This is a genomic window from Planomonospora sp. ID91781 (genome assembly GCF_015711595.1).
Taxonomy (GTDB): Bacteria; Actinomycetota; Actinomycetes; order Streptosporangiales; family Streptosporangiaceae; genus Planomonospora; species Planomonospora parontospora.
In genome coordinates this window covers 3759685-3783184 of sequence record NZ_JABTEY010000001.1, presented here as the reverse complement: position 1 = coordinate 3783184, position 23500 = coordinate 3759685, and the positions used below count along the sequence as shown (strand labels likewise).

The 23500-nt window shown below is 74.5% G+C and carries 19 protein-coding genes; 9 read left to right on the top strand and 10 right to left on the bottom strand.

The features are described 5' to 3' along the window. The first annotated feature begins 4 nt into the window (after window positions 1–4). Window positions 5–778: a YcnI family protein gene (locus tag HS048_RS17095; RefSeq protein ID WP_196467449.1), complete on the top strand. Its 774-nt coding sequence runs from the start codon at window positions 5–7 to the stop codon at window positions 776–778. Window positions 779–893: 115 nt separating this feature from the next. Here HS048_RS17095 and HS048_RS17090 read toward each other — a convergent pair whose 3' ends face one another. From HS048_RS17090 to HS048_RS17080, 3 genes are all read right to left on the bottom strand, one after another. Further along, window positions 894–1916, bottom strand: coding sequence for an ABC transporter permease (locus HS048_RS17090; RefSeq protein ID WP_196467448.1), 1023 nt, complete (start codon window positions 1914–1916; stop codon window positions 894–896). Further along, window positions 1903–2982, bottom strand: coding sequence for an ABC transporter ATP-binding protein (locus HS048_RS17085; protein ID WP_307832516.1), 1080 nt, complete (start codon window positions 2980–2982; stop codon window positions 1903–1905). Before HS048_RS17085 ends, HS048_RS17090 begins: the two co-directional genes overlap by 14 nt. 71 nt (window positions 2983–3053) lie before the next feature. After that, entirely contained in the window at window positions 3054–4217 is a 1164-nt protein-coding gene (locus HS048_RS17080; protein WP_307832515.1) for a DUF2092 domain-containing protein, read from the bottom strand. A gap of 218 nt (window positions 4218–4435) precedes the next feature. Here HS048_RS17080 and HS048_RS17075 point away from each other — a divergent pair, with 218 nt between their 5' ends. Further along, window positions 4436–5110 (top strand): response regulator transcription factor, encoded by a 675-nt coding sequence (locus HS048_RS17075; RefSeq protein WP_068893852.1) that lies wholly within the window; start codon window positions 4436–4438, stop codon window positions 5108–5110. Further along, entirely contained in the window at window positions 5100–6734 is a 1635-nt protein-coding gene (locus tag HS048_RS17070; protein WP_230880860.1) for a cell wall metabolism sensor histidine kinase WalK, read from the top strand. Before HS048_RS17075 ends, HS048_RS17070 begins: the two co-directional genes overlap by 11 nt. A gap of 506 nt (window positions 6735–7240) precedes the next feature. Here the strand turns inward: HS048_RS17070 and HS048_RS17060 are convergent. Continuing rightward, entirely contained in the window at window positions 7241–7903 is a 663-nt protein-coding gene (locus HS048_RS17060) for a TrkA family potassium uptake protein (protein WP_191896762.1), read from the bottom strand. A 382-nt stretch (window positions 7904–8285) separates the two neighbouring features. Here HS048_RS17060 and HS048_RS17055 point away from each other — a divergent pair, with 382 nt between their 5' ends. After that, window positions 8286–9842 (top strand): BTAD domain-containing putative transcriptional regulator, encoded by a 1557-nt coding sequence (locus tag HS048_RS17055; protein ID WP_196467446.1) that lies wholly within the window; start codon window positions 8286–8288, stop codon window positions 9840–9842. Window positions 9843–9906: 64 nt separating this feature from the next. Here the strand turns inward: HS048_RS17055 and HS048_RS17050 are convergent, their stop codons facing one another. The 3 genes from HS048_RS17050 to HS048_RS17040 form a co-directional block, all read right to left on the bottom strand. Beyond that, on the bottom strand, window positions 9907–10788 hold the full coding sequence (locus HS048_RS17050) for an NAD(P)-dependent oxidoreductase (protein ID WP_230880859.1): 882 nt from the start codon (window positions 10786–10788) through the stop codon (window positions 9907–9909). A gap of 267 nt (window positions 10789–11055) precedes the next feature. Continuing rightward, a complete protein-coding gene (folP, locus tag HS048_RS17045) occupies window positions 11056–11904 on the bottom strand; it encodes a dihydropteroate synthase (RefSeq protein ID WP_196467445.1) in 849 nt (282 codons plus the stop codon). 94 nt (window positions 11905–11998) lie between these two features. After that, window positions 11999–12868 carry a LysR family transcriptional regulator gene (locus HS048_RS17040; protein WP_068893856.1) on the bottom strand — a complete coding sequence of 290 codons (870 nt, stop codon included), beginning with the start codon at window positions 12866–12868 and terminating at the stop codon, window positions 11999–12001. Between the two features lie 439 nt (window positions 12869–13307). Between HS048_RS17040 and HS048_RS17035 the strand changes: the two genes are divergently transcribed. Next, window positions 13308–14405: a neutral zinc metallopeptidase gene (locus HS048_RS17035; protein ID WP_196467444.1), complete on the top strand. Its 1098-nt coding sequence runs from the start codon at window positions 13308–13310 to the stop codon at window positions 14403–14405. Window positions 14406–14549: 144 nt separating this feature from the next. Continuing rightward, complete coding sequence (locus tag HS048_RS17030; RefSeq protein ID WP_230881685.1) at window positions 14550–16274, top strand: LCP family protein; 1725 nt, start codon at window positions 14550–14552, stop codon at window positions 16272–16274. A gap of 152 nt (window positions 16275–16426) precedes the next feature. On the opposite strand, the gene HS048_RS17025 is transcribed toward HS048_RS17030, so the two are convergent. Beyond that, the gene (locus tag HS048_RS17025) at window positions 16427–18472 is read right to left on the bottom strand and encodes a spermidine synthase (RefSeq protein WP_196467442.1); all 2046 of its coding nucleotides are present in this window, start codon (window positions 18470–18472) and stop codon (window positions 16427–16429) included. Between the two features lie 181 nt (window positions 18473–18653). Between HS048_RS17025 and HS048_RS17020 the strand changes: the two genes are divergently transcribed. Together HS048_RS17020 and HS048_RS17015 are read left to right on the top strand one after the other, a co-directional pair. Then, window positions 18654–20006, top strand: coding sequence for a S8 family serine peptidase (locus tag HS048_RS17020; RefSeq protein WP_196467441.1), 1353 nt, complete (start codon window positions 18654–18656; stop codon window positions 20004–20006). Between the two features lie 232 nt (window positions 20007–20238). Continuing rightward, a complete protein-coding gene (locus HS048_RS17015; RefSeq protein ID WP_191896755.1) occupies window positions 20239–20472 on the top strand; it encodes a hypothetical protein in 234 nt (77 codons plus the stop codon). 154 nt (window positions 20473–20626) lie between these two features. Here HS048_RS17015 and HS048_RS17010 read toward each other — a convergent pair whose 3' ends face one another. Continuing rightward, window positions 20627–21709: a methyl-accepting chemotaxis protein gene (locus HS048_RS17010; RefSeq protein WP_196467440.1), complete on the bottom strand. Its 1083-nt coding sequence runs from the start codon at window positions 21707–21709 to the stop codon at window positions 20627–20629. Between the two features lie 309 nt (window positions 21710–22018). Between HS048_RS17010 and HS048_RS17005 the strand changes: the two genes are divergently transcribed. Then, window positions 22019–23008 (top strand): 2-hydroxyacid dehydrogenase, encoded by a 990-nt coding sequence (locus HS048_RS17005; RefSeq protein ID WP_196467439.1) that lies wholly within the window; start codon window positions 22019–22021, stop codon window positions 23006–23008. A 27-nt stretch (window positions 23009–23035) separates the two neighbouring features. Here the strand turns inward: HS048_RS17005 and HS048_RS17000 are convergent, their stop codons facing one another. Continuing rightward, window positions 23036–23302, bottom strand: coding sequence for a hypothetical protein (locus HS048_RS17000; RefSeq protein WP_196467438.1), 267 nt, complete (start codon window positions 23300–23302; stop codon window positions 23036–23038). Between the last annotated feature and the right edge of the window lie 198 nt (window positions 23303–23500).

Below are 23500 nucleotides of genomic sequence, written 5' to 3'. Positions count from 1 at the left end.
TCCCATGTCGTTTTCCGCCGCGCGCCGCGCCCTGGCCGTCACCGCCGGTGCCGCCGCCCTCACGCTCGGTCTGGCCGTACCGGCCCTGGCACACGTCACGATCAGCCCCGGCAGCGCCGAGCAGGGCGGCTTCACCAAGGTCGCCTTCCGGGTGCCGAACGAGCGCGACGACGCCTCGACCAGCAAGGTCGAGGTGACCTTCCCCACCGACCACCCGCTGGCCTTCGTCTCGGTCAAGCCGGTGCCGGGCTGGAAGGTCGAGGTGACCGAGGGCGAGCTGCCCAAGCCGGTCACCACCGAGTACGGCGAGCTGACCGAGGCCGTCACGAAGGTCACCTGGTCGGGCGGGAAAATCGGACCCGGCCAGTTCCAGGAGTTCGAGGTGTCGATGGGCAGGCTGCCCGCCGACACCGACCGGCTGGTCTTCCCCGCGACCCAGACCTACAGCAGCGGCGAGGTCGTGGCCTGGGACGACGAGCCGAAGGCCGACGGCTCCGAGCCCGAGCACCCGGCCCCGGTCCTGATGCTCACCCCGGCCGCCGCCGGGAGCGACGGGCACGGCGGCCACCCGGCCTCCCCGGGGGCGCACGCGACGCCGTCGGTCGCCCCGGCCGCCGTCGCCGCCGGCGCGCCGGCCGGCTCCTCCGACGGCACCGCCCGCCTGCTCGGCGGCGCCGGCCTGGCCGCCGGACTGGCCGGGCTCGCGGCAGGGCTGGTCGGCCTGCGCCGCGGGAGCCGTACGGCCCCCGCGGCCGGTCCGGAGGCGAAGCGCCCCTGAGACGGCGGTCCCGCGGAGGGCACGGCGCTCCGCGGGACCGCGCCGTCCCCGCCGGGGGCCTCAGGCTGCGCCGACCTCGTCGGGGTCCTCAAGCTGCGCCTTCCCCGCCGAGGCCTCAGGCGGTGACGTCCCTGCCGGTGAAGCGGGCCCAGGCGACCGAACCGAAGATCACGGTGTAGGCGGCGAAGACCAGCAGGCCCTGCCCCATCTCCGCGGTCGCCACCGGGTCGCGCAGGACCCCGTCGAACCCGCTCCACCAGTGCGTCAGCAGGTACGGCTGGAGCCCCGACAGCTGCGGGATGGCGCCGACGACCTGGGCGGCGATGACCAGCACCACGGTGGCGGCGATGGCCCCGACGGCCACCTCCGTCAGCGTCGACAGGGCCAGCGAGACGGCGGCCAGGGCGGCCATCCCCGCCGTGGCGTAGAGGACGACGACGCCGATCCTGAGCAGCCCCTCGGCGAAGGGGATCGTCGTGCCCGACAGTAGCGTGATCGGTCCCGCGGGGAACAGCGCCAGCCCGGTGAGCAGCGCGGACAGCGCCACCAGGGCGACCGCCGCCAGGCTGAAGAGGACCGCGCCCGCGTACTTGACGGTCAGCAGCCTGGTCCGGCCCGCCGGGGCGGTGAGCAGGTAGCGCAGCGTGCCGCCGCCCGCCTCCCCGGCGATGCCGTCCCCGGCGACCACCGCGACGGCCACGGGCAGCATCAGCTGCACCAGCAGCGCGAGCGCGGCGAAGGTGAGGAAGAGCCCGTTCCCGGCGATCTGTGCGAAGATCGCTCCTCCACCGCCGGCCTCGCCCTCGTCCGGGCCGCCGAACAGGCGCAGCGCCACGCCCAGCAGGACCGGCACGAGCGCCAGGACGGCGAGCATGGCGACGTTGCGCGGCCGCCGGAAGATCAGTCCGGTCTCCGAGACGAGCAGCCGCGACCAGGCCCGCACCGCGCCCGGCCGTCTCGCCGGCCCCTCGGTGACCCCGGCCGGAGCCCCGGCCCGCGTCCCGGCGGCCGGCCCGGCTCCCGCCCCGGTTCCCGGCCCGGTTCCCGTCTCGGCGGCCGGCCCGGCCTCCGTCGTCTCCGGCACCGCCCCGGCCGCCGTCCCCACCGCCGGATCAACCGCCGCGTCAGCCGTCGACATCGAAACCCTCCCCGGTCAGTCCCACGAACACGTCCTCCAGGCTCGGCCGGTGCACGGCCAGCCCGCGTACCGCGACGCCGCCCGCCACCAGGGCGGCGGTGACGCGCTCGGGCGGGAGCGCGCCGAGCGCCGCGCCGGCCTCCGCCGCACCGGTCCGGACCTCCGTCAGCCCGAGCCCGGCCAGTACGGCGGCGGCCGCGGCGGGGTCCGGCGTCTCCACCCGGACCCTGGCCTCCTCCCCCGCCCGGAGCTCGGCGACCGGGCCCTCGGCCACCAGCCGGCCGGCGCGCATGACGCCGACGTGGGTGCACATCTGCTCGATCTCGGCCAGCAGGTGGGAGGAGACGAAGACGGTCGTCCCGCCGGAGGCGACCTCCGCGACGAGCGAGCGCACCTCGCGGGTGCCCTGCGGGTCCAGCCCGTTGGTCGGCTCGTCGAGGATCAGCAGTTCCCTCGGGCCGAGCAACGCGGCGGCGATGGCGAGCCGCTGGCGCATGCCCAGCGAGTAGGCGCGGTAGCGCTTGCGGGCCGCCGCGGTCAGCCCGACCCGCTCCAGGGCCAGGCCGATCCGGCTCGCGGCGGTGCGCGGGTCGGCGGCCGGGTCGGCGGCGTCGTAGCGGCGCAGGTTCGCCTCGCCCGACAGGTAGGGGTAGAACGCCGGTCCCTCGACCAGCGCCCCCACCCGGGGCAGCACGGCGCCGATCCCGCCGGGCATCGGCGTGCCGAGCAGCTCCCAGGTGCCCGCGGTCGGGGCCACGAGCCCGAGCAGCATGCGGATCGTCGTGGTCTTGCCCGAGCCGTTCGGGCCGAGGAAGCCGAAGACCGAGCCGCGCGGCACGGCCAGGTCGAGGCGGTCCACGGCCACCTGCCCGCCGCGGAAGCGCTTGGTCAGTCCCCGGATCACGATCGCGTGGTCCGCCGAGGTCCCGGTCGGCGGGGACGGCGCGGCGCCTCCGCCGGCCGGGGCGGCCCCCTCCTCGCGGGCGGTCCGGCCGGTGCGGGCGGTCTCCTCCCCCGGGCCGGCGCCGGCCGTGCGGGGGGTCTGGTCGGTGCGGATGGTCACCACGGGTGCTCCTTCGGTCGTCCGGTCCTGAACGGGAGGCGGGGACGCCGCGACGGGCGCCCCCGGGGTCACGCTCACTTCCGGCCGGCCACCTCGACCAGCTTCTCGGGGGTGACCGCCCCGACGAGCAGGCGGCCGTCGTCGGTGAGCAGCGCGGAGACCAGCTTGGTCCGGATGACCTTGCCGTTGCCCCACGGCCCGCTGACCGGGGTGGCGGATTTCAGCAGGGCCTCGGCCACGGCGTCCGCGTCCCTGGCGGCCTCGGCCGCCTCGCCGCCGGGGGCCTGCTCCGGCCTGCCCTCCTGGAGGTCCCGCAGGGAGAAGGGGAGCACGGCGACCGCCGTCCAGCCCTTGCCGACGATCTCGGCCTCGCCCTTCATCTCCTCACTCTTGTCCTGCCGCTCCGTGAGCCCGGGGGCGAGGTCGGAGAGCGACTTCTCCTCGACCTCGGCTCCCGGCGGCGGGGTGAAGGCGAAGTTCTCCGGAGCGGGCGGGGTGAAGGTCACCGTGGTGAAGCCCACCTCGAAGGCCGGTTCGGCCGAGCCATCGGCGTAGACCTGGACCCGCAGCGGGGTCAGGGTCTCCCCGTCGAGCGCCAGCCTGATCTCCTTCACCAGGGACGAGGCGTCCTTGGGCGCGAGGGTGAGCTGGTAGGCGTCGCGGCCGGCGACCTTCTCGTTGCTGGTCACGCCGACCGCGGTGTCGGCGTCGGCCCGCTTGAGCAGTTCCTGCGCGATCTGCTGCGGCGTGGCCCCCTGGGGCAGCGCCCCGGTGGGCCCGGGGCCGTGCGTCCCCCGCCCGGGCCCGTGTCCGGCACCGTGCTCGGCGAGCTCCGCGGGGTCGGCCTTGACGCGGGTGGCCCTGTTCGCGTCGCTCTCCCAGAGCCAGGCCTGACCGCCTCCGACGATCAGGTCGGTCTCGCTCATCCGGCCGGGCAGCGCCAGGCGGACCTTGTCGGCGCCGCCGTACCAGACCTTCAGCTCGTGGGAGCCGGCGAGCAGCGCGGTGGGCGAGCTGCCGCCCGTCCCCGTCACCTGCGGCAGCCCCGGCAGGCCGAAGGAGGAGGTCTGCACGAGGGTGCCGGACATGGGCTTCAGCCCGGACTCGCTCGCCCGGACGGCGTCGGCGAGCAACTGCTCGGCGGTGCGCTCGGGCAGCGCCGGGTCCCCCTGGACCGCCGCGATGACCGGGCCCGCGCCGACGGCTCCCGCGACCACCGCGACCGCGGCGATCGGCACGCCCCACCTCACGGCGCGGCCTCTTCGGGCCCGCCGGTGTTCCTGCTCTGACATGTCACTCCCTTACGGTATGTCTTTCATGTCCGTCTGTGCCTTCACCAGCAGCCTGCACGGGCGGTCCTGTGCGGGAGCTGAGACGAGCTGAGAGCCTCCACAGGCTTCTCAGCCGCCTCTCAGCGGTGCTGGCCGAAGATGGGGCGGACGAAGAGGAGGCAGGGATGAGGGTTCTCGTCGTGGAGGACGAGCGGCGGATGGCCGCGGCGCTCCAGCGCGGGCTGCAGGCCGAGGGGTTCGCGGTCGACCTCGCGCACGACGGCGAGGACGGCCTGCACCTGGCCAGGCAGGGCGACTACGACGTGGTCGTGCTGGACATCATGCTGCCCAGGCTCTCGGGCTACAACGTCTGCAAGCAGCTCCGGGCCGAGGAGAACTGGGTGCCGATCCTGATGCTGTCGGCCAAGGACGGCGAGTACGACATGGCCGACGGCCTGGATCTGGGCGCCGACGACTACCTCACCAAACCGTTCTCCTACGTGGTGCTGGTGGCCAGGCTCCGGGCCCTGCTGCGGCGCGGCGCCGGACGGCGGCCCGCCGTGCTGCGGGCCGGGGACCTGTCGCTGGACCCGGCCCGGCGGAAGGTCAGCCGGGGGCGGACGCCGGTGGAGCTGACGCCCCGGGAGTTCGCCCTGCTGGAGTACCTGCTCCGGCGGCACGACGAGGTGGTGTCGAAGACCGAGATCCTGGAGCACGTCTGGGACACCTTCGACACCGATCCGAACGTCGTCGAGGTCTACGTGGGCTACCTGCGCCGCAAGATCGACGTGCCGTTCTCCCGTAACGCGCTGCAGACCGTGCGGGGAGCCGGATACCGGCTGGCCGGCGATGGCGGCTGAGCCCTCCGGAGCCCTCGGTGTTCCCGGTGCTCCCGGCGTTCCCGCTTCTCCGGGGGGTCCCGGATCCACCGGGTCTCCTCGCGGGGCCGCCCGCGGCGACGGGCGGAGGCGGGGCTCGGGCGCCCGCCGTACGGCCGGGTGGTGGCGGCGCAGGAGCCTGCGCTTCCGGCTGACCGCGGTCGCCTCGGCGGTGCTGGCGGTGGCGCTGGCCGTCTCCGCCTACGTGATGATGGGGGTACTGGCCCGGGCGCTGCTGGACCGGATCGACGAGTCGCTCTACCAGCGGGCCCGGGAGATGGTCTCGCTCGCCGACGCCGGGCGGCTGCCCGGCGAGCTGACCTCGCCCGACGGCACCCTGATCCAGGTGCTCGACGCCGCCGGGCGGATCACCCACGCCACCACCGGCACCGACCGGCTCGTGCCGCTGCTGGACGCCCGGGAGCGGGCCGCCTCGCTGGCGCAGGGCCGCGCGCGTTTCCTGGGCGGCGAGCCGTACGGGATCCCGCACCTGCTGCGGGTGCGGGTGCTCAGCGCGGACCGGGGGCAGACGGTGATCGCGGCGCGGGTCTTCAGCGAGGTGGAGACCAGCATCTCCACCGCCGGGCGGGTGCTGCTCGTCGGCACTCCCCTGCTGCTGGTGCTGCTGGCCGCGGTCAGCTGGGTGATCGTCGGCCGGACCCTGCGGCCCATCACCGCGCTGCGCCGCGGCGCCGAGGAGATCACCGGCACCGCCCGGTCCCGCCGCCTGCCGGTGCCCGAGTCGCGCGACGAGGTCTACAGCCTGGCCACCACGCTCAACGCCATGCTGGACCGGCTGGAACGGGCCGACGCCCGGCAGCGCTCCCTGGTCTCCGACGCCGCGCACGAGCTGCGCAGCCCGCTGGCCAGCATCCGGCTCCAGCTGGAGGTGGCGCTCGGCCACCCGGGCGGCGCGGACGACTGGAGGGAGACCGCCGAGGGCGTGCTGGAGGACACCACGCGCCTGACCCGGCTGGCGGAGGACCTGCTCGCGCTGGCGCGCCTGGACGAGCGGGGCGGCGCGCTCGCACGCCGCGAGCCGGTCAGGCTGGACGAGCTGGTCCCGCAGACCGTCGAGCGGTACGGCGCGGCGGTCACGGTGAGGATCGTCGGTGCTCCCGGCAGGCCCGGCGGCCCCGGTGGCCCCCGCGACCCCGGCAAGCCCGGCGACCCCGGTGCTCCCGGGGAGGCGGGACGGGCCGGTGCCCCGGCGTTCCCGGTGGCCCCGGCCGGCGTGCGGGGCGGCGGGGCGGACGGCGCGGCCGTCGTGGTGGCCGGGGACGCGCTGGACCTGGGGCGGGTGGTGGTCAACCTGGTCGACAACGCGCTGCGGCACACCGTCTCGCCGGTGGTGGTCGAGCTGCGCACCGAGGGCGCGGACGCGGTGCTGACGGTGGCCGATGACGGGCCCGGCATCCCCGAGGCCGACCGGGAGCGGGTCTTCGACCGGTTCACCCGGCTGGACAGCGCACGCAGCCGCGACGAGGGCGGGGCGGGCCTGGGTCTGGCGATCGTCCGCGAGACGGTCGACGCGCACGGCGGCGCGGTGCACCTGGAGGACGCCGCCCCGGGCCTGCGCGCGGTGGTGCGCCTCCCGCTCTCCTGACCAGGCGGGCGACCGCCGCGGCCCCGGCGCCCCCGCCGTGCGCCGTTTCCGCGCGCACCTGCACCGCACGGTCGACCAGACCCTCGGCCTGCCCGGCGACCCGCCCTGACCCCCTCCCGGCGCGGTGCTCGACGCGCTCCCGGCCGACCGGCGGGAGGCGGTGCCGGTCCGCTTCCTCCCGGCGGGCCACGGCCGGCCGGGAAGGCGTCCATAACAAATCGATTCACCCGAGTCAGGATCTTGCGGTAAACGGCCGGGCGGTCCACTATGGGTGCACCCCCTCCCCCCGGGAGAGCCCGCGAGAGGGGTCGGAGCCACCATCGCCGAGGCGTCCCCCCGCCTCGTGGTCGGGCCGCCCGCCTATCCCCCCAGGCGGGCGGCCCGCTTCCGTTCCGGCCGCCTCTCCCGCGCCCGCTCCCGGCCCGATCTCCCCGCCCGGGCTCCCGGCTCCGCGCCCGCTCCCCACCGGGCCCCGCTTCCGCCCGGCGGAGCCGCCCCCGGCCGCCTCAGGGAAGCTCGGCGAACCGCTCCACGTCCTCGATCTTCCCGGCGATGATGATCACGTCGCCGTAGCCGAGGACGGTGTCGGAGCCGGCGTAGGTGAACTCCTCGTGCTCGCCCTTGACGCAGACCACCGTCACGCCGTACTTGCGGCGCAGGTTGGTCTCCCCGAGCGGCACGCCGGTGTAGTCCCTCGGCGGGCGGGTCTTGACCAGGGCGTAGTTGGCGTCGACCTCCATGTAGTCGAGCATCCGCCCGTTGAGCAGGTGCGCCACCCGCTCCCCCATGTCGTGCTCGGGGAGGATCACGTGGTGGGCGCCGACCCGCTCCAGGATGCGCCCGTGGTCACGGCTGATCGCCTTGGCCCAGATGTCCTCGATCTCCAGCTCCACCAGCAGGGAGGTGGTCAGGATGCTGGACTCCAGGTCGGTGCCGATGGCCACCACGGCCCGGTAGAAGTCGGGCACGCCGAGCTGGCGCAGCGCCTCCAGGTCGGTGGAGTCGGCGGCGACGACGTGGGTGAGCCTGCCCGACATGCTCTGCACCACCTTCGGCCGGCTGTCGATCGCCAGCACCTCGGTGCCCCGCCGCACCAGCTCCGCCGCCAGCGAACTGCCGAATCGGCCGAGCCCGATCACCACGACCGGGTCGTTCCTCGTGTCAGGCAACGATCGTCCTCTCCTGGGGTTCACCGCGGGGATGGCGCCACGGGTCGCGGGCACGCCCTGCCCGGACCGGCGGGCACGGGTGCGCGGCCGGCGGCTCCCGTCGGGGCGGAGGCGGGCCCGTGGACACGCCCACCGTAGCGAACCCCGGAACCGTCCCGTACGGGGTGCGCCCGTACGGAGTACGTTCCCCGAGGCCGCCGGAGAAGTCGGCCCGCCGGACCGGTGCGCCGGTGACGGCGTGGACGGGGTCCCACGCGGCCCCGGCGGTCCCGGGGCGTCCGCCGGGCCGGCACCCGCACGATCCGGACGCATCGCGGAACCCCCGGATCCGGACCGACAGGTACGATCAAGGCATGACGGCCCCTGATCGCGGACAGGTGTGATGCGTTTCCGCATGCTGGGCCCGCTGGAGGTCCGGAACGGAGAGCGGGCGGCCGCGCTCGGCGGGGCCAGGCAGAAGTCGGCGCTCGCCCTGCTCCTGCTGCACGCCAACCGGACGGTGGCGACGAGCAGACTGCTGGACGCGCTCTGGCCTGCGGGACAGGCTCCCCCCTCGGCGCGCAAGATCCTGCAGAACGCCGTCTCGGGCCTGCGCGGGACCCTGGCCGGCGACGGGCGGGCGGCGGGCGGGGCGGTGCTGGTCACCCGTCCTCCCGGATACATGCTCACGGTCGATCCCGAGCAGGTCGATCTCCACGTGTTCGAGCGACTGGTCGCCCAGGGCCGTGCCCGGCTCGCCCGGGGCGAGTACGCCCAGGCCGCCGCGGCCCTCCGGGAGGCGCTCGACCTTTGGCGCGGCCCCGCGCTCGCCGACCTGGCCGAGACCGGCGTCTCCTGGCCGGAGCTGGCGGCGGTGGAGAACGCCCGGCTCGACGCGACGGAGGACTACTTCGAGGCGGCGCTGGCCTGCGGCCGGCATCACGAGGTGGTGCGCGAACTCGAGGCCGCGGTGCGGAGCGAGCCGCTGCGCGAGAGGTCCTGCGGCCACCTCATGCTCGCCCTCTACCGGTGCGGGCGCCAGGCGGACGCCCTGGAGACGTACGAGCGGACACGCACCGCGCTGGTCGAGGATCTGGGCGTCGATCCCGGCCACGAGCTGCGGGCGCTGCAGCGGGCGATCCTCAACCACGATCCCGCCCTCCGCCCGGCCGCGGCCGCCGGGCTCCCCGCTCCGGTCGAGGCGGCCGGGGCGGCGGGCGCCTCCCGGGACGGCACGGCCTCCGTGGAGGAGTGCCTGACCGCGCACTCGCTGCCCATCGTGGACCGCGAGTACGAGCTGGCCGTCGTCCAGGGGATGCTGGAGCGGGCCCGGCACCGGCGCAGGCCGCACCTGGTGACGGTGCTGGGCGGGCCCGGCCTCGGCAAGACCCGCTTCCTGATCGAGGTCGAGCGCCGGCTCGTCAGCCGGACGCAGAGCGCCCGCTATCTGGTGAGCCGGTGCCCGGCCACCGGCGTCACGATCCAGAGCCTGGGCGGCGCCCCCCGGCTGCCGGCCTCTGAGCTCACCCGCCTGGAGGGGATGCTGGCGGTGGACGGCGCCCAGGACGCCGCCCGCATGGCGGCGGTGTGGAAGGAGTTCCTCGCCGGGCACCCGCTGGACCTTCCGCTGGTCCTGGTCATCGATGATCTGCACCAGGGGCCGGACGCCCTGCTGGAGTTCGTGGACGGACTGGCCGCGGGTTCCGATCCGGTTCCCGTGCTGGTCGTCGCCGCCGCCCGCGCGGACCTGCTGGACCGCAGGCCCTGCTGGGGCGGCGGCGGGTCCGACTCCGCCGTGCTCACGCTGGACCGGCTCTCCGACACGGCGGTGGACCAGCTGCTCGACTTCCTGTGGCTCACCGGCGCGGTGGAGCCGCACGGCCCGCCCGGCGACCGGCGCGACCACCTGCGCGGACTGCTGCGGGCGGCCGTGCGGCCGCCGGAACCGCTGAGCCGTTGAACCCGGAGGGAGGGACCGTCCGGCCCGGCCGGCCTCCCCATGGCCGTCCCGGCGGCGACGGGTCCTACCGTTCGCGCATCTGCTCGATCAGCCGGGCGTAGCCGTCGGCGGCGTGACCGTCGGCGATCGCCCGTTCGACCATGGCCCTGGTCCGGCCGGGCGCGTCGGCGTCGACGCCCCGGATCCGGCTCTCGTGGATCAGGTGGCCGAGCGGCGACAGGTGGGTCTCCAGTGTCGCGTCGTGCGCCGCGTACTCGCCCGCGTCGATCTGCTCGGCCATGGGGGGCAGGAACGAGGCCACCCCGCCCAGCCAGCCGGTGGCGAACGGCACGAACGCGGTCGCCGGGATCTTCTCGGTGCCGACCAGCGCCGCGGCGTGCAGGAACCCGTTGAGCGTCGACCACATGATGTCCAGCAGGGCCACGTCGTACAGCGCCGGGATGCCGGTGTCGGGACCCAGGTATGTGGTGCCCCCGCCCAGCCGTTCCAGCACCGCCCTGCTCTCGTCGAAGAGCTCCTGCTCCCCGCCGTAGAGGATGACGGCCTCGGGCGTGCCGATGCCCTGCGGGGTCATCATGATCGCTCCGTCGAGGTAGCCGATCCCGTGCCCGGCGGCCCAGCCGGCCAGGCCGCGCGCCTCCTGCGACGTCCCGGAGGTCAGGTTGACCACCACCCGGCCGGCCAGCGCCGCGCTCACCGGCTCCAGGATCTCCCGTACCGCGTCGTAGTCGCGGACGCAGACGACGACCACCTGCCCGGCCGCGACCGCGTCGCCGACCGCGGCCGCGCGCACCGCACCCTGTGCGACGAGGTCGTCGCCCCTGCCCGCGGAGCGGTTCCAGACCGTCGTCGGGTGACCGCCGGCGAGGAACGCGCCGGCCAGGGCGGCGCCCATCATGCCCAGACCGAGGACGGTGACAGCTGGACGCTCACTGTTCATGTGCATGCTCCGAATCATTCGAGGGATCGCGGGAGGCCGGGCAGCCGCTCGGCGCTCGCCGGGACCGGGCCGGCGAGGCGGCCGGTCCCGAGGGCTCCACCCTGCACGGGCGTGTCCACCGGACGCCCACCGCTCCGTGCCGGCGCCCTCCGGCGACCGGTTACCGGTCCGTTACCGGCACGCACGGACCCCGGACCGGCACGCGCGTCCTCCGGCGACGTGTCCGTACGGGTCCACCGCGCCAGACCGGCTCCCGCCGGCGGACCGTTGCTCTCAGGCGGGGCGGGAGCCCTGTCGCAGCGCGGTGACGGCGGCGAGGGCGGCGCGGGCGGAGGAGGCGTCGTGGACGCGGAAGACCCGGGCGCCCTGCCAGGCGGAGACCGCCAGGGTGGCCATGGTCCCGGCGTGCCGCTCGTCGACCGGGAGCCCGCCCAGGGTCTCGCCGACGAAGTCCTTGTTGGAGACCGCGACGAGCACCGGCCAGCCGGTGGCGACCATCTCGTCCAGGCGGCGGCCCACCTCCAGGGAGTGGTAGGTGTTCTTGCCGAAGTCGTGGGCCGGGTCGATGAGGATCGACTCGCGGGCGACCCCGGCCGCGACCGCCCGCTCGGCCAGGTCCACGGTGTAGCCGATCACGTCGGCCACCACGTCGGCGTAGGCGATGCGGTGCGGGCGGGTGCGCGGGGCGACGCGCCCGGCGTGCGCGCAGACCAGGCCGATGCCGTGCGCGGCGGCGACCTCGGCGAGAGCGGGGTCCACGCCGCCCCAGGTGTCGTTGAGCAGGTCGGCGCCGGCCTGCGCCACCACCTCGCCGACCTCCGCGCGCCAGGTGTCGACGCTGACGATCAGATCGGGATGGCGTCCGCGGACCGCCGCGACCAGGTCGGCCACCCGGCGGATCTCCTCGGCCGGGTCCACCTCGTCGCCGGGGCCCGCCTTGACCCCGCCGATGTCGACGATGTCGGCGCCGCCGGCGACCGCCCGGTCCACCGCCTCCAGGGCGGCGTCGAACCCGTAGGTCCTGCCTTTGTCGAAGAACGAGTCGGGGGTGCGGTTGACCACCGCCATGATCGCGAACTCGCCGGGCCGGAACTCACGGCCGCGCAGACGCAAGATAGTCATCGGGACCGAGCCTACCGCCCGGTGCCGGAGAGGCCGGCGCTCCCACCTGCGCCGCCTCTGTGGGTTCTGCTGACAACCGACGTGCCAGGCGTTCCTAGGCGGCCGACCCACCCTCGGCCACGGTCAGGAACTCCTGCGCGATGGCGGGCAGACGCCGCCTCGCGTGGACGAGCGCGATCACCCGGCGGAGCGAGGGATCGAGCGACCGGACCACGAGTCCGGCCCGGACGGCCTGCTCGGCCGTCCCGCGGTACCAGAGCAGGGAGGCCGCGCCCGCCCGGACCGGCTCCAGCCGGTCGTCGCGCCCGTCGGTCTCCAGGGCCGCCACGGGGGCGACGCCGTACTTGGCGAACAGGGAGTCGAACTCCCTGCGCCGGATGCCGCCCGGAGCCGGGAGGACCAGCGGCATGCCGTCGAGCATGCGCACCGGCACCGGGTCGGGCAGGTCGAGGCCGGGCGGGGAGATCAGCACGATCTCCTGCCGCTCCAGCGGGTGGCTGATCAGGTCGGCGGGGACGGGCAGGTCCGTGAGGCCGAGGTCGGCCCGCTGGTCCCTGATGGCGCTGACCACGCCGTCCCGTCCGTCGCAACGGACGATGTGCACGCGCACCTTGGGGTGCTCCGCGCTGTAGGCGCGGAGGATGCGGCCCGCCACCCCCGGCTCGAGGCCGGGTGGGGAGGCGATGCGCAGTTCCGCCTCGGGCGACCGGCCCTGGGCGGAGAGCGCCTCGATCTCGTGGACGGCGTCGAGCGCCTCCCGGGCCAGCTTGACCACCCGGCGCCCCTGCGCCGTGACGATCACGCCGCGCCCGGAGCGGGCGAACAACGTCATCCCGAGCTCGCGTTCCAGATCCCTGATCGCACGGGAAAGCGCAGGTTGTGCGATGTACAGCGACCTGGCCGCATCGGTCATGGTGCGGTGCTCCGCCGTCGCGACCACGTAGCGGAGCTGCTGCAGATTCATGGCTCCGAAGCTAGGACACGGCGACCGGCCCGGTCCTGCACATCGCGGAGATCACCTCAGATGATTTCGGACGGTAGCCGAATACGGTCACATCCGTGACGAATGATAAATCAGTATGCTTACGCCCCAAATTCGACAGGGCATCAGGCCGACCGGCTCGATCGGACTCCTGGTGCACGGGGAGACACGGGGAGACAGAGTGACAGCCAGCGGGCAGTACCCTCCGCCGCCACCGCCGCCTCAGGGGCATCCGCATCCCGCCCCGCCCCCGCCCGGCCACCCGCCGCAGGGTCGGCCGTACCCGGCTCCTCCGCAGGGCCCGGCCGCCGGACAGGGCTACCCGCCTCCGCCGAACGCGCCCTACCCGCCCGCGGGACACCCGCAGGGACCTCCGCCCGGCCACGGGCACCCGCAGGGACCGCCGCCGGGCCAGGGGCGCATGCCGTACGGCCAGCCGCCCCCGCCGCCCGGCCCGCACCACCGGCAGCCCGCCCACCCGCCGCCCGCCTGGCAGCCGCCGCGGCGCAGCGGGGGCGGGGCCGGGATGGTGGTCGGCGTCGTCTTCGGTCTGCTCGCGCTGACCTTCACCGGGCTCGTGCTGGTCGGAGCGCTGATCAAGAGCAGCCGCGACTCGGTCTCGGTCTCGCCGGTCGCGATCCCCACCTTCACCCCGCCCGAGCGGTCCACGGAGCGGCCCACCGAGCGGCCCGGCGACGGCAGGAGCGACGAACCGGAGCCCCGCACGTCCCAGCCGTCCGCGGAGCCGTCGGAGACCTCCGAGACCTCGCAGCCCCGCCGGACCCTCAACACGAGCCTGAAGAACAACTCGCTCTACTCGAACCGGGGCCTGCCCCGGGTGAACTGCCCGGCGGGGTCCGGCAGCATCTACAGCCACAGCCAGCTCAAGTCACTGATCCTCAAGACCTCCCGGTGCATGGACAAGGTCTGGTCGAAGACCCTGCAGGACAGGGGCATCACCTGGCACCGCCCGGGGTACGCGATCACGTCGCGGCGGGGCCGCGGCGCCTGTGGCGACTTCCCGCAGGCCGGGAGCATCGTGCCGTACTACTGCCCGCGCAACACCACGATCTACGCCTCCACCACGGCGATGGCCAGGGGGTCGGGCAACGCGCTGGGCTACGGCCAGATCACCGACTGGCACGGCGCGATCATCAGCATGATGGCCCACGAGTACGGTCACCACGTCCAGCAGCTGTCGGGTCTGTCCAACACGTGGTGGCAGCAGACGCTCGAGTCGGGCAGCCGGAGCGGCAAGCTCGCGCTGAGCCGCCGGTTCGAGCTCCAGGCCACCTGCTTCGGCGGGATGTTCATGCGCGCGGCGGCGGCCAGCTACCCGGTCACCCCGGCCCGGCGCAACACGCTCTACTACTTCTACTCGCGGGTGGGCGACCACCCGGGCTGGCCCCGCGACCACGGCTCCCCGGCGAACAACAACCGCTGGTTCCGCCAGGGTTACGAGAAGAACAAGACCTTCCAGTGCAACACCTGGCTCGCCCCGTCCTCCACGACCTCATAGGTTAAACCTCCCTTCACCCGGAATTGCCCAGCTGTCTGTCATGCCCAGATATGGGGGCTAGAATCCAGGGCAATTCTGTGCAATTGGGGGACCTCGGCTGTCATGCCAGGTGGACCGGGCCAAACCATAGGAAGCGGTGTGACGATGCACCTTGGGCAGGACTCGGGGGATCTCACCGACGGGGGCGGGAAACGCCGCCCCCGCCGACGTGCGAGCCGGGCGGCAGGCCCCGGCGGCGCGCCCGCCGGGCACCCACCCGACACGCCGGGCGCGGCCGGTACGCCCGGCACGGCCACTACACCGGGCGCCGCCGCCGCGGCCGGTGCCACCGCCACCGCCACCGCTCCCGGCGCCTCCGCCGTCCCCGGCCCGCCGCCCACGACCCCGCCGCCCGCACCCGCGCCGCGGCCCCGGTTCGCCCGGCCTCTGACCACCGGGGCGCTCATCGGCTGGACCGCGCTCTCAGTGATCCTGCCCGGCGCGGCGCACCTGCGCGCCGGGCGGCGCCGCACCGGCTACATCCTGCTAGGTGCCTTCGGCGTGCTGCTGCTCCTGGGGCTGATCACCGCGATCACGCTCTCCGGCGAGGGCAACACCGGCCTCGCCACCCGGGACGGCTTCCTAGGCCTGGCCGCGAGCCTGGCCGGACTCGGCGCGCTCGGCTGGTTCCTGCTGGTGCTCGCCTCCTACATCACGCTCGGCCCCAGCAGGCTCAACGGCACCGGCCAGATCGTCTCCGGCATCGCCATCGGCACGCTCTGCGTGGCGGTCACGGCCCCGTTCGCGCTGGCCGCCAACACGGTGCTGACCGTCAAGGACACCGTCAACGCCATCTTCCAGACCGATCCGCAGGACCCCGCCGCGCCCACGTTCAAGCCCGAGGACCCCTGGGACGGGCGCGACCGGATCAACTTCCTGCTCATCGGCGGCGACGGCGCGGGCAACCGGGAGGGCATCCGCACCGACAGCATGAACGTGGCCAGCATCCACATCAAGACCGGCAACACCGTCATGTTCAGCCTGCCCCGCAACCTGCAGCACGTGCGCTTCCCGCCCACCAGCCCGCTCGCCAAGCAGTTCCCCAACGGCTTCATGCGCGAGCTGCCCAACGGCGGCCTGCTCAACGAGGTCTGGCAGTACGCCGAGGACCATCCGGAGGTCATGGGGCGCAAGCACCAGGGCCCCCGGGCGCTCATGGACGCCATCGGCTACACGCTCAACCTGAAGATCGACTACTACGCCCTGATCAACATGTACGGCTTCGCCCACCTGGTCGACGCCATCGGCGGGCTGAAGATCAAGGTGGAGCAGGACGTCAAGTACGGCGGCTCGTTCGGCACCGCCGGCACGATCAAGGCCGGCCACCAGACGCTCTCCGGTGAGGAGGCCCTCTGGTACGGCCGCTCGCGCGTCGGCAGCGACGACTTCTCCCGGATGGCCCGCCAGCGCTGCGTCATCGGCGCGTTCGCCCAGCAGGCCACCCCCGCCGTCGTCCTGACGAACTTCACCAAGATCGCGGGCGTGGCCAAGCGGATGGCCCAGACGAACATCCCGCGCGACATGCTGGAGCACCTGACCGACCTGGCCCTCAAGGTCAAGGACGCGAGGATCACCAGCCTCCAGTTCGTGCCGCCGGAGTTCTACACCGGCTCCCCCGACTGGCAGAAGATCCGCGCCGCGTCCGCCAAGGCGCTGCGCCAGTCGACCCAGCCCCGCCGGAACTCCCTGGCCGGCCGCGGGACGGCCACGCCCGGCGCGACCGGATCCTCCCCCACCCCGGTGCTCAGCGCGCCCGCCAGGCCGACGGCGAGCAAGAGCCCGACGGCCAACAAGAGCGCCCAGTCCCTCGACGAGCTCTGCGGCCTGTAGCCGCCGCGCCGTACGTCCCGGGCCCGGGCTCCCGCACGGGGGCCGGGCCCGGACGCACGGCGCCGCCCGGCCGTCGTGTCCGGGTCGCTCGGCGCATCCCGGGCCGTCCGGCGCATCCGGGCCGTCCGGCGAGAGCAGGCGGCCCGGCGTGCTCAGGCGGCCCGGGCGGTCCTCGGCAGCAGCGCGAACGCCCCCAGGTAGAGCAGGCCCGCCACGGCCAGCAGCGCCTGGTAGCCGATGACCAGCGCCAGGTACTCCAGGCAGCCGCCGACCATCGCGCCCAGCAGGTTGGCGCCGAACGCGGTCGTGCCGTCGGCGGAGTCGGCGAAGCGCTTGGCGAACACCACGTTGGCCGCGAAGATCGGCAGGAACGCCACCACCACGGCGACCACCGCCCGCGCCGGCACCGGCAGGCCCAGCAGCCAGGAGTCCGGCACCAGCCAGGCCAGCACCAGCCCGGCCAGCAGCACGCCGTACATGACGGGCAGCGACGGGGTGCGGAAGCGGCGCGTCACCTCCACCGCGGCCAGCACCGCGACCAGCACCCCGGCGAACACGATCGCGTTGACCACCCAGGTGGTGCCGAACAGCAGCGCGAACCCGGTCACGCTCTTGGTCTCCAGCAGCAGGAACGCCACGCCGAGCAGGAACAGGTCCGCGTAGGGGCGCATCCGGCGGTACGGCCCGGCGACCAACCGGACCGCGAGCAGGCTGACGATCAGGATCAGCAGCAGGGTGACGACGTAGATCTGCGGGATCGTCCGGTCCTTGAGGTAGAGGAAGGGCCGGTCGTCCCCCGAGGGCGGCGGGGTGGCGGCGGTCGCGCCGGCCCACTCGGCGCCGCAGGACTGGGCCCGCTCGGTGACCCCCGCGGTGATCACCGCCTGCTGCCCGGCCGTGCTCACCACGTCCACGCACGGCTTGTGCCCGAAGGCGGCCTGCACGGTCGAGGCGAGCCGGTCCACCAGCCAGCTCTCCCGGTAGTAGTTGTACATCGAGAAGGCGCCGCCGGGCTTGAGGTGCTCGCGGGCCGCCTCCATCGCCTCCCGGGTGAACAGGTAGCTCTCCAGCCGGAGCGAGCTCGCCCCGGAGACCAGGGTGAGCGAGTCGGGCAGGGCGAACAGGATCAGGTCGTACCTCTTCGCCGTCTGCTCCAGGAAGGCGCGGCCGTCGGTGATGTGGGTGGTGACGCGCGGGTCGGCGTAGGGCCGGTCCGGGTGGTGGGCCCCGCCCAGCTCGCGGAGCCGGGGATCGATCTCCACCGCGTCCACCCGCTTCGCCCCCTTGGACAGCGCGATCGCCACGTCGGTGCCGCTGCCCGCGCCCACGATCAGCACGTCGTCCAGCCGCCCGCCGGCCGCCCGCTCGTACGGCAGGGCGTACTGCCGCTCCCACTCCAGCCGGTTCACGGCCGGGACGGCCCGCTGGTGCGGGATCCCGTTGACCTGGATGTCCATCACCGGCACGCCCTCCTGCTCGAAGCGGCTGTGGGTCACCTTGTAGTACGGCGACCACAGGGCTCCGGCGGTCAGCGTCTCGACCGCCAGCGCCCCGACGACCACCAGCGACGGCACGGCCAGCGCGACCCGCGGCCAGAGCCCGCGCGGCCGGAGCAGGACGGCGTAGGCGAGCGCGGCGATGGCGCCCCACACCACCGGGGGCGCGCCGAGGAACGACAGCGCGGTGAACAGGCCGATGCCGGTCAGGCTGCCGACCAGGTCGTAGCGGTAGGCCTCCAGCCGGTCCAGCTCCGGGAAGCAGCGGCCGACCAGCTCGGCCGGGCCCATCAGCACGACCGCCGCGGCGACGAAGACCACCGGCAGGATCAGCCAGGGCGGCGGCCCGCCCGCGCTCAGGCTGGTCCAGTACAGGACGCCCTCGGTGTGCCGGTCCACGGTGACCGGGAACAGCAGGATGACGGCCACCAGGGCGGCCAGCGCGATCGGCGAGTAGTACGGCGGCCGGTCCGTCCGCCCCACCCGCAGGAAGCCCAGCCCGATGCCGAGGAACGAGCCGAGCAGCACGAAGTTGGTGAAGTAGCTCAGGTGGACGATGTTCGACCCGGTCCACCTGATCAGCGCCAGCTCCAGGAAGAGCATGAAGGCGCTGGCCACGACCAGCCTCGGCCGGGTGTCCAGCCAGTGCTCGGAGCGGGTGTCGGGACGGTGGGGTGGCGTGCTCTGCGCCGCGGCGGTCATGCCGTCCAAACGTAGTGATCCCGGCCCTCCCGCGGAAGGAGAACCGGCCGCGGTGATTTGCCAGGATTGACATGCAGACGCTGGTGGCGGGCGGTTTACGGGACTGGACGCGACCGCGGGGATGCAGGAACGTGGGGAGGTTCGCCGTCCTCGAAATCCCTTCAACCCTCGGTGGTGTGCAATGCGGGTCCTGATCCAGCTCCGCCCCTCTCCGGACGTCGTCGCGGCCGTGGCCGACCCCGGCCGGACCGCGGCCGCGGCCGACGTCGCCGACGGCCTGCCCGGAGTCCTGCTGGACCCCTCCTTCGCACCGGTGGCGGTGCCGCGCCCGGTCCCGCCCGCGGGCGGCGACCCGCTCTCGCTGAACCAGCCGCTGCGTTTCTCGCTCGCCGCGGAGGACGCCTCGGTCCTGGTCCGCGGGGAGATCTCCGACGACGAGGCCGCGGTCCGGCTGGCCCTGCTCCCGGCGCTCCGGCCCGACGTCGTCGGCGTCTTCGCCGACCCGGTGATCGAGTCCAACCTCACCTGCGGCGGCGACGCCCCGGTGGGCGACTGGCACGACGTGGCGCGGCTGCTGGCCGTGGACGAGCTCGCGGGCGAGGGACTGGACGGCGCGGGGGTCGCGCTCGCCGTACTGGACACCGGGATCAACGCCGCGCACGTCGCCCGCCACCTCGGCCGGGAGTTCACGCTGGACGCCGCGCGCAGCTGGAACCCGGCCGGGGTGACGGGCAAGGCCGGTGAGTTCGAGGTGGACCACGGCACGATGTGCGCCTTCGACACGCTCATCGCCGCCCCGAAGGCGACGCTGCTCGACGTCCCCGTGCTGCTCTCCCGGCGGCCGGGCGGCTCGGCCATCGACGGCCTGCTCTCGGACGCGGTCGCGGCCTTCGCCCACCTGCGCACGGTCCTGGAGGCCCAGCCGGAGGAGTCGCGGGCCCTGGTGATCAGCAACAGCTGGGGCTCGTTCTCCCCCCGCTGGGACTTCCCCGTCGGCAGCCCGGGCAACTACTCCGACAACCCGGCCCACCCGTTCAACCTGATCGTGGCCAGTCTGGACGCGGCCGGAGCCGACGTGCTGTTCGCGGCGGGCAACTGCGGGCGCGACTGCCGCGACGGCCGGTGCGCCTTCCCCGACCGGCCGATCGTCGGCGCCAACTCCCACCCCCGCGTCCTGTCGGTCGGCGGCGTCGACACGGGCGGCGAGCGGGTCGGCTACTCCTCGCAGGGCCCCGGCCGCCTGGAGGGGCGCAAACCGGACCTGTGCGCCTACACCCACTTCTCCGGCTCGAAGGCGTTCGGCGACGACCAGCCCGACTCCGGCACCTCGGCCGCCTGCCCGGTCGCCGCCGGACTGGTGGCCGCCGTCCGCACGCGGTGGTCCGCCTCCCGGCTCTCCCCCGCCCAGCTGCGCACCCTGCTCCGCCGCACCGCCGACGACCGCAGCACGGTGGGCTTCGACCACGACTACGGCTACGGCGTCGTCGACCCGCGGGGGATACTCGCCGCGCTGCGCCGCAGGAGCAAGGCCTGACGTGTGCTCTCCGGGCCGGACCGCAGAGGCAGGGCCTGACCTGCTCTCCGGGCCGGACCGGCGCCGCTCCCGGTCGCGGGCGGCGCCGCCGGGTCTTCCCGCCCCGCGGGCCGGTCCGCTCCCGGGCGGGCCTTCGCCTCCGGGCCGGAGACCCGCCCGGGCCCGCGTTTCGGTAGCGTCGGAGACATCGGCCCGGAGCCGGGCCCCTACGTCGCGGACGATCGGTGGTCTCATGCGGATGGTGACGGTGCGCCTGGCGGCCGGGGCGACGCTGGCGCAGGCCATGGAGGAGCTCGGGCTGCCGGAGGAGGAGGTCGACACCGGCTACGGCCTGGTGGCGATCGACCCGGCCCAGGGCCTGTACGGCCTGCGCGTGACGGAGGCCGGCGCCCGCCGGATGGACCCGGAGGCCGGGGGCGGTCCCTACTCCGACCCGCCCATCGAACCGTACGGCCCGCCGCGGTAGGACGGCGGACCGCCGCACGGCCGGTCCCGCACGGCCGGTCCGTCGCGGCCGGGCGGTGGACCGGCCACCAGCACGTCGCGGTGCGGCCGTGGGCTGCGAACCGTACGGCCCCCGACCGGCGGGCGGTCGGGGGCCGGGTGCGGTGCGGGGCCGGTCAGCCGTTCGTGACGGTGCTGAGCCTGGCGGCCTGCTCCTTCAGCGCCGCCGCGGCGGCGAGCACGGTCTCGGCGGCCCGGGCGGCGGACTGCCCGGACTCGGCGACCGCGACCATCCCGCGGGACATCTCCGTGCTGGTCGCGCTCTGCTCCTCCACCGTGGTGGCGATCAGCGTCTGCTGCTCCGCCACGGTGTTGATGAGCCCGGCGATCCCGGAGATCCCCTCGGCGGCCTGGGTGCTCTCCGCCTGGATGCCCTCGATCATGTCGGTGATCTGCGCGGTGGCCTCGGCCGTGCGGGCGGCCAGGTCCTTGACCTCGGACGCCACGACCGCGAAGCCCTTGCCCATCTCACCCGCGCGCGCGGATTCGATGGTCGCGTTCAGGGCCAGCAGCTTGGTCTGCTCGGCGATCTCGGTGATCAGCTTGGTGATGCTGCCGATCTGCCGGCTCGACTCCTGCAGCTGCTCCATCCTGCGGGTCGCGTCGCGCGCCGAGTCGGCGGCGGTCGTGGTGCTGGACGCCGCGCTGCTGACCCCCTGGGAGATCTCCCGGATGCTCTCGCTCAGCTCGGTGGAGCTGTGCGAGACGGTCTCCGCCCGGCTCGCGCTCTCCCCTGCCGTGCGGACGAGCTCCTCCCCGGCCTCGGTGAGGTGGGAGCTGGCCGTGGAGAGCTCCTGGCTGAGCTGGCTCAGGGCCTCCTCCGTGCGGACCTGCTTGGTGGAATCGGCCCACGTCAGGATGTACCCGCCGGGGATGCGGTCGTAGGTGGACGATCCGTGGGTCGTCTGGCCCTTGAAATCCATCACGTTGATCTTGGTGAACGGGAAGGATCTGGCCGCGCGGAGGTCCTTCTTCAGGACGTCGGCCAGCATGAGCAGCGCCTCGACCCCGTAGGTCGCCACGGTCTCCTGCATGAGCCGGTCGGCGGCCTGGTTGCGGTAGACGACCTCTCCCGCCTCGTCGACGATCAGCAGCACGGCCGGCGCCTTGTCCAGCGCCGTCATCAGCGAGTCCCGGGACTGCACCAGCGGGTGGACGTCAGCGGCCGCTCGGCGAGACCGCCAGAATTTCATCATCATCGCTCCTTATTCCCTCACAGCAGCAGATCGGCACGGCGGGACCGGACCTGAGGATCCGGCGGGACTCGCGGCCGGGAATTTCCGCCACCGCGCCACATGGCCGAGGCGGCGACGATGGCGGTAACGCGCGGCGGCTGTAGCAGTAGCGCGCGGTGGCGGTAACGCGGCGGTGGCGCGGGGTGGCGGTGGCGCGGGGTGGACGCCCGGACGCCGTTGCCGCGATCATCGTCCTGCCCCGAGTCCGTACGTCGTCCGCGTCACGAGGCCCGCGCCCCGTGCCGCGGGCCGGAGCCCGCACTGGAGGAGAACGTGTCCCGCAAGAACGTCCTGGCCGTCATCCCCCCGCAGGTCGGAGGCCGTGAGGCGGGATCCGCCCTGGCCGGGCTGCTCGCCGACCGCGCGCACGTCACCGTCGTGGAGTCCGCCGGGGAGGACCCGGGCGCCCTCGCCGCGGCCCAGGTGATCATCACCGCGCTGAGCCCGGTCGGCGCCGACCATCTGCGGGCGGCCCCGCTGCTGGAGCTCGTCCAGTGCGTCGGCCACGGGCACGACCACGTCGACCTCGCCGCCGCGGAACGGCACGCCGTCACGGTGTGCACCATCGCCTCCAGCGGGGCGGAGGGCAACAGCGTCGCCGAGCACGCCTTCGCCCTCATCCTGGCCTGCGCCAAGCGGATCGTGCCCGCCCACACCGCGCTCGCCGCGGGCGACTGGGCGCTGCCCCGCCTCCGCCCCCACCTGACCGAGCTGGCCGGCAAGACCCTGGGCATCGTCGGACTGGGCCACATCGGCCGCGACGTGGCCCGCAAGGCCGCCGCCTTCGACATGAACGTCCTCTACAGCTCCCCGCGCCGCGCGCCGCGCGACGTCGAGGAGCGCACCGGCGCGCGGTGGACCGGGCTGGAGGAGCTCCTGCGGGCGTCCGACGTCGTCACCCTGCACGCGCCGCTCAACGACGGCACCCGGCACCTCCTGGACGCCCGCCGCCTGGCCCTGCTCAAGCCCACGGCCGTCGTCGTCAACACCGCGCGCGGGCCGCTGATCGACCAGGACGCGCTCGCCGCCGCCCTGGAGGACGGCCGGATCGCCGCCGCGGGCATCGACGTGTTCGACCCCGAGCCGCCGCCGCCCGGCTCGCGGCTGCTCGGCGCGCCCAACGTCGTGCTCACCCCGCACGCCGGAGCCGTCACCCGAGAGACGCTCGTCCGCATCGCCCTGGCCGCCGTGGAGAACGTCCGCCGCCACCTCGACGGCGCGGAGCCCCACGACGTCGTGGCGGGGCCCGGCACCACGAGGTGATCCACCACTTCGACGGGATCGGGCCGGTCAGCCCGGCCGGCCGCGGTCCGGGGTCAGCCGCACCACCGTGTACGGCAGCACCGGGCTGGCGGCTCCGTACTGGAAGTTGACCACCAGCAGGTCGCGGCCGTCGAACGCCGCCGTGGAGGGGCCGTGCAGCCTCGGATCGGTGACCCGTGCCAGCAGCCTGCCCCGGCCGGAGCGGACATCGAGCCAGCCACACCGGTGCCGTACCCGGGTCCAGCCTCTGGTGAGCCCGTCGGCCCATCGGCCCGCCTTCGAGGTAACCGTCATGAACGTGCACCTACCCCGCAGGAAGGTGTCTCATTGTCACCCGGTCCGGCGCCGGTGGGGACCGGAATGCCCACCCGGTGTCCGGCGCCCGCCTGCACCGAGCGCATGCTGGGGGTGAGACGGACGGACACGAGGCGGTTCCGCTCGGTGAGGCTCTCTCGACGAGGCCGGGCGGTGCGGGCCGGGCGGTGGTGATGC

What these genes read in the sequence shown, in the direction of transcription:
- HS048_RS17075 (WP_068893852.1), top strand. Translation starts at nt 4,436, where the DNA reads ATGAGGGTTCTCGTCGTGGAGGACGAGCGGCGGATGGCCGCGGCGCTC.
- HS048_RS17090 (WP_196467448.1), bottom strand. Translation starts at nt 1,916, where the DNA reads ATGTCGACGGCTGACGCGGCGGTTGATCCGGCGGTGGGGACGGCGGCC.
- HS048_RS17050 (WP_230880859.1), bottom strand. Translation starts at nt 10,788, where the DNA reads ATGCACATGAACAGTGAGCGTCCAGCTGTCACCGTCCTCGGTCTGGGC.
- HS048_RS17095 (WP_196467449.1), top strand. Translation starts at nt 5, where the DNA reads ATGTCGTTTTCCGCCGCGCGCCGCGCCCTGGCCGTCACCGCCGGTGCC.
- HS048_RS17040 (WP_068893856.1), bottom strand. Translation starts at nt 12,868, where the DNA reads ATGAATCTGCAGCAGCTCCGCTACGTGGTCGCGACGGCGGAGCACCGC.
- folP (WP_196467445.1), bottom strand. Translation starts at nt 11,904, where the DNA reads ATGACTATCTTGCGTCTGCGCGGCCGTGAGTTCCGGCCCGGCGAGTTC.
- HS048_RS17000 (WP_196467438.1), bottom strand. Translation starts at nt 23,302, where the DNA reads ATGACGGTTACCTCGAAGGCGGGCCGATGGGCCGACGGGCTCACCAGA.
- HS048_RS17070 (WP_230880860.1), top strand. Translation starts at nt 5,100, where the DNA reads ATGGCGGCTGAGCCCTCCGGAGCCCTCGGTGTTCCCGGTGCTCCCGGC.
- HS048_RS17030 (WP_230881685.1), top strand. Translation starts at nt 14,550, where the DNA reads ATGCACCTTGGGCAGGACTCGGGGGATCTCACCGACGGGGGCGGGAAA.
- HS048_RS17025 (WP_196467442.1), bottom strand. Translation starts at nt 18,472, where the DNA reads ATGACCGCCGCGGCGCAGAGCACGCCACCCCACCGTCCCGACACCCGC.
- HS048_RS17015 (WP_191896755.1), top strand. Translation starts at nt 20,239, where the DNA reads ATGCGGATGGTGACGGTGCGCCTGGCGGCCGGGGCGACGCTGGCGCAG.
- HS048_RS17020 (WP_196467441.1), top strand. Translation starts at nt 18,654, where the DNA reads ATGCGGGTCCTGATCCAGCTCCGCCCCTCTCCGGACGTCGTCGCGGCC.
- HS048_RS17055 (WP_196467446.1), top strand. Translation starts at nt 8,286, where the DNA reads ATGCGTTTCCGCATGCTGGGCCCGCTGGAGGTCCGGAACGGAGAGCGG.
- HS048_RS17035 (WP_196467444.1), top strand. Translation starts at nt 13,308, where the DNA reads ATGCCGTACGGCCAGCCGCCCCCGCCGCCCGGCCCGCACCACCGGCAG.
- HS048_RS17010 (WP_196467440.1), bottom strand. Translation starts at nt 21,709, where the DNA reads ATGATGATGAAATTCTGGCGGTCTCGCCGAGCGGCCGCTGACGTCCAC.